Below are 5,900 nucleotides of genomic sequence, written 5' to 3'. Positions count from 1 at the left end.
CCAGACGGCGACCTGGAATTCGCCGGCCGCACCGACCACCAAGTCAAAATCCGCGGCTTCCGCATCGAACCCGCCGAGATCGAAAACACCCTCCTCACCCACCCCGACATCACCCAAGCCGCCGTCATCGTCCACGACCGACAGGCCGGTACTAGCCGCCTCATCGCCTATGTCGTCGGCGACACGGCCGTCACACCGGAAGGGTTGCGGGAGTTCGTGGGGCGTCGGCTTCCGGAGTACATGGTGCCGTCCGGGTACGTCGTCCTGGAGCGGCTGCCGTTGACGGCGAACGGGAAGCTCGACCGGGCCGCGTTGCCCGACCCGGATCCGGTCGCGCAGCCGGACGGGCCGCGTCGGGAGCCGGGTTCCGCGCGGGAGCGGCTGTTGGGCGAGCTGTTCGCGCGGGCTCTCGGAGTGGACCGGGTCGGGCCCGACGACGACTTCTTCGCACTCGGCGGGGACAGCATCGTCTCGATCCGGCTGGTCAGCCTGGCACGTGCGGCGGGCGTCGTCTTCTCGGTCCGGGACGTCTTCGAGCAGCGGACGGTGGCCGGGCTGGCGGGGATCGCCGAGGAGTCGGCACAGCCGGGGCCGGACACCGGGGACTGCGGTGTGGGGATGGTGGAACCGACCCCGATCATGCGCTGGTTCGATGCGCGCGGCGGTGGAGTCGACGCCTTCTACCAGGCGATGCTCCTGGAGGTGCCGGCCGCGCTGGGCGAGGACCGCATCACCGCGGCCGTGCAGGCGCTCGTGGACCACCATGACGCGCTGCGGCTCTCGCGGACGCCGGGCGGTGCGGACGGCGGGTCCTGCACGCTGGAGGTCGGACCGGTGGGCGCCGTGCCGGCCGCCGACCTGGTGCGCCGGGTCGCCCTCCAGGACACCGATGTCGACGAGGCACTGGTCCGCACCCAGGCGCAGGCGGCGGCAGACCGGCTGTCGGCCGAGCGGGGGCGCCTGGTCCAGGTGGTCTGGTTCGACGCCGGGCCGGCCCGTCCGGGCAGGCTGCTGCTCCTCGTCAGTCACCTGGTGGTCGACGGGGTGTCGTGGCGGATCCTGCTGCCGGATCTCGTCGCCGCCTGGGAGGCGGCCGGCCTCGACGGTCCGCCGCCGCTGGACCCCGTGGGCACCTCGCTGCGCCGGTGGTCGCAACTCCTCGTGGCGGAGGCGCGGCGACCGCTCCGCGTCGCGGAGGCCGAGCTGTGGGCGGAGCTGCTCACCGCGGCCGACCCGCTGCTGACGGCTCGCCGGCCGGATCCCGTACGGGACACCGTGGGCCGGGCCCGTGAGCTGGCGCTCTCCCTGGCGCCGGAGGTCACCACCCCGCTCCTGACCACCGTGCCGACGGCCTTCCACGCGGGCGTGGACGACGTGCTGTTGACCGCGCTCGCCCTGGCCGTCGCGCAGTGGCGCCGGGGTCACGGCCGAGGCCGGCACTCCGCGTTGCTGGTGGACGTGGAGGGGCACGGGCGCGAAGAGATCGCCGGAGGGGTGGATCTGGCGCGGACCGTGGGCTGGTTCACCTCTCTGTATCCCGTGCGGATCGACCCGGGTCCGTCGGTCTGGGAGGAGGTCGCCGAGGGCGGCCCGGGCCTCGGCCAGGCGCTGAAGCGGGTCAAGGAGCAGCTGCGTTCGCTGCCCGACCGCGGGATGGGCTTCGGCCTGCTGCGCCACCTCAACCCCGAGACCGGGCAGCGGTTGGCCCGGCTTCCCGTGCCGCAGCTCGGGTTCAACTACCTCGGCCGGTTCCCGTCCGCCGGAGCCCCGCTGGTGCCCGGCGTCCCGGGGTGGAACGTGGCCGCCGAGGCCGGCCTGCTGAGCGGCGCCGACCCGGCGACCGCCCTGGCGCACGGACTGGAGGTCAACTCCATGGTCCGGGACACGCCGGACGGGCCGTGCCTGGAGGCCGTCTGGACGTGGGCTCCCGGTCTCTGGCCGGAGCAGCACGTCCGGGCCCTCGCCGAGCAGTGGTTCCAGGCGATCCGGGGCCTGGTCCGGCACGGCGACCGGGCCGGCACGGGCGGTCACACACCCTCGGACTTCCCCCTGGCCGAACTCAGCCAGCACGACATCGAACAGCTCGAAGCCGCGTGGAGGATTCAGAAATGACGTCGTCGGGCCTCGAAGACATCCTTCCCCTCTCTCCGATGCAGGAAGGCCTGCTGTTCCACTCCCGCTACGAGCAGGACGGCGCGGACGTCTACGCGGTGCAGCACGTCTTCGACATCGAAGGCACCCTGGACGGGGCGCGGCTGCGGTCGGCGGTACGCGCCCTCGTCCAGCGGCACCCGAACCTGCGCGCCGCCTTCCGGCAGGTGGACTCGGGACAGACGCTCCAGGTCGTTCCACGTCAGGTGGAGGTGCCCTGGGAGGAGTTCGACCTGTCGCCGCTGCCCGCTGCCGAGGCCGAGGCGGAACTGGCCCGGCTCGCCGCGAAGGAGCACGGCCGGCGGTTCGACCTGGCCGAGCCGCCCTTGCTGCGCTTCTGCCTGGTGCGGATGGCCGGTGCGCACCACCGTCTGGTGCTGACCACTCATCACATCCTGGTCGACGGCTGGTCGACGCCTCTCCTCGTGCGCGAGCTGAGCGCGCTGTACGACAGCCACGGCGACCCCTCCGCGCTTCCCCGGGTGACCCCGTACCGGCAGTACCTGGGCTGGCTCGCGGAGCAGGACCGGCCGGCGGCGGAGGCGGCCTGGCGTGAGGCGTTGTCCGGGCTGGAGCAGCCGACGCTGCTCACTCCGGTGGATCCCGGGCGGGCCGCGCTGATGCCGGAGCGGATCACCGTCGAGCTGGACGAGGGCCGTACGGCGGCCGTCGCGGACTGGGCACGCCGTCAGGGCGTCACGCTGAACACCGTTCTGCAGGCGGCGTGGGGGCTGGTGCTGGGCCGGTGCACCGGCCACGACGACGTGGTGTTCGGGACCGTCGTCGCCGGCCGTGACCCGCAACTGCCCGGCGTCGAAGCCATGGTGGGCCTGCTCATCACCATGGTGCCGGTGCGGGTGCCGCTGGACCCGGCGCGGTCACTGCGGTCCACCGTGGCGCGGTTGCAGGAGGCGCAGTCGGGGCTGACCGCGCACCAGCACCTGGGGCTGGCCCGCATCCAGCAACTGGCCGGCGGCGGTGACCTCTTCGACACCTCGCTGGTGTTCGAGAACTACCCCTGGGACGACCCTGCCGAGCTGCCGGACACCGGGCTGCGGATCACCCCGGACCTCGCCCGCGGGCGGGACGCCACGCACTATCCGCTCACCCTGATCGCCGCCCCGGGGCGGCGGCTGTACCTGCGCCTGGACTACCGCGACGACCTCTTCGACCGGGCGACGGCCGCCGGATTCCTCGACCGGCTGATCCGGGTGCTCGATGTGGTCCTCACTGACGCCGACCTGCCCATCGGCCGGATCGACCTGCTCAGCGCCGGGGAACGCGCCGCGCTGCTCGCGGCCCCCGACGACGTCACGGCAAGCCCTGCCGGAGCGTCCCTGCCCGGCCTGTTCGAAGCCCGGGCCGCGGCCCGGCCGCACGCCGCCGCCGTCGTCTCCGGCCGGACCACGACCACCTACGGCGAACTCAACGAACGGGCCAACCGACTCGCCCACCACCTCATCGGCCAGGGCATCGGCCCGGAAGACATCGTCGCACTCTCCCTGCCCCGCTCCACCGAGCTGGTCGTCGCCGTCCTCGCCGTCCTCAAAGCAGGGGCGGCCTACCTTCCCCTCGATCCGCAGTACCCGCCCGCCCGCCTGGCCCACATGCTCACCGACGCCCGGCCCGGCCTCCTCCTCACCACCACCGCCACCGACATCTCCACGACCGGCACCGCCACCCCCACCCCGGCCGCGCAGGTCCCCGTCGCGACCCCCACCCTCCACCTGGACACCCTCGACCTCTCGGATCACCCGGCCCACGATCCCGCCACCGCGTTCAGCCCCCACCACCCCGCCTACGTCATCTACACCTCGGGCTCCACCGGGCGGCCGAAGGGTGTCGTCATGCCGGCGGGCGCGCTGCTGAACCTGCTCGAGTGGCACCACACGGCAGTGGGCGGCGAACCGGGCGCCAGGATCGCGCAGTTCACGGCGATCAGCTTCGACGTGTCCGCGCAGGAGGTCCTGTCGGCGCTGGCCTTCGGCAAGACGCTGGTGGTCCCGGACGAGGACGTACGGCGGGACGCGGCACGGTTCGCCGAGTGGCTGGACGAGCAGCGGATCGAGGAACTGTTCGCGCCCAACCTGGTGCTGGAGGCCTTGGCGGAGGCCGCCGTCGAGCAGGGCCGTAGCCTGCCGCACCTGCGCGTGATCGCGCAGGCCGGTGAGGCGTTGACACCGAGCGGCACCGTGCGGGAGTTCCACCGGTCGACGCCGGGACGTGTGCTCCACAACCACTACGGTCCGACCGAGACACATGTGGTCACGGCACACACTCTGGGTGCCGACCCCGACGGCTGGCCGCTGTCCGCACCCATCGGCCGGCCGATCGCCCGTACCCGGGCCTACGTTCTGGGCAGCGGGCTGGAGCTGACGGCACCCGGTGTGGTGGGCGAGCTGTACATCGCGGGGGCGGGAGTCGCCCGCGGCTATCTGGGCCGGCCCGGACTGACCGCCGAACGGTTCGTCCCCGATCCGTACGCCCCCGAGCCCGGCGGGCGTATGTACCGCACCGGTGACCTGGTGCGCCGGAACGCCGACGGCGAGCTGGAGTTCGTCGGCCGCGCCGACCACCAGGTCAAGATCCGCGGCTTCCGCATCGAACCCGGCGAGATCGAGAACACCCTGACCGACCACCCCGGCCTGGCCCAGGCCGCCGTGATCACGCGCGAGGACCAGCCCGGCAGGACCCGCCTGGTGGCCTATGTGGTGGCACGGGAGGCGGCTGTCCGGGCCGAGGACGTCCGGCGGTTCGCCCGGGAGCGGCTGCCCGAGCACATGGTGCCGTCGGCCGTCGTACTCCTGGAGCGGCTTCCGTTGACGGACAACGGGAAGCTGGACCGGGCCGCGCTGCCGGCGCCCGGGTTCTCGTCGGCCGGGGCCGGGCGGGAGGCCCGTACACCGCAGGAGCAGATCCTGTGCGACCTGTTCGCCCAGGTCCTCGGGCTGCCCCGGGTCGGTGTGGACGACGACTTCTTCGACCTGGGCGGCCACTCCCTGCTGGCCACCCGGCTGATCGCCCGGATACGGGCCGCCCTGGGCGTCGAGGTCGGTCTGCGGACGCTCTTCGAGGCGCGCTCCCCGGGCGCGGTGGCGGCCCGGCTCGACACGGCGGGGCCGGCGCGGCTCGCGCTGACGAAGCAGGAGCTGCCCGAGACGGTCCCGCTGTCCTTCGCCCAGCGCCGGCTGTGGTTCCTGCACAAGATGGAAGGGCCGAGCGCCACGTACAACATCCCGCTGGTCCTGAGGCTGACGGGCGACCTGGACCGGGAGGTCCTGCGTGCGGCGCTCGGGGACGTGGTGGCGAGGCACGAGAGCCTGCGGACGGTCTTCCCGGAGGCCGACGGCACGCCCTACCAGCACGTCCTGGACGCCGTGACCGTCGAGCTGCCCGTCACCGACGTCACCGAGGCCGGACTTGCCGACGCGTTGATGTCGACGTCACGTCACCCCTTCGACCTGGCGACCGAACCTCCGTTGCACGCCGAGCTGTTCCGTCTCGCGGCCGACCGGCACGTGCTCGTCCTCGTCCTGCATCACATCGCGGGGGACGGCTGGTCACTGGGCCCGCTGGCCAGCGACCTCACCCACGCCTACACCGCCCGCACCCAGGGCCACGCCCCCGACCGGCCGCCCCTGCCCGTCCAGTACACCGACTACACCCTCTGGCAGAACGAACTCCTCGGCGACCAGAACGACCCCGACAGCCTCTTCACCACCCAGATCACCTACTGGACCCAACAACTG

Annotated in this window: 2 protein-coding genes; both read left to right on the top strand. The window is 73.0% G+C overall.

All coding sequences use genetic code 11. The features are described 5' to 3' along the window. Positions 1 to 2,112, top strand: a 2,112-nt coding sequence (locus JK359_RS38330) for a condensation domain-containing protein (RefSeq protein WP_236679120.1), incomplete at its 5' end; no start/stop codon positions are given. Continuing rightward, a partial coding sequence (locus tag JK359_RS38325) for a non-ribosomal peptide synthetase (RefSeq protein WP_201844342.1) occupies positions 2,109 to 5,900 on the top strand: 3,792 nt, incomplete at its 3' end. The genes JK359_RS38330 and JK359_RS38325, both read left to right, overlap by 4 nt.

Source organism: Streptomyces actinomycinicus, assembly GCF_016741775.1.
Lineage (GTDB): Bacteria > Actinomycetota > Actinomycetes > Streptomycetales > Streptomycetaceae > Streptomyces > Streptomyces actinomycinicus.
The sequence above is the reverse complement of the archived record's forward strand: the minus strand, read 5'-3'. Positions and strand labels throughout refer to the sequence as shown.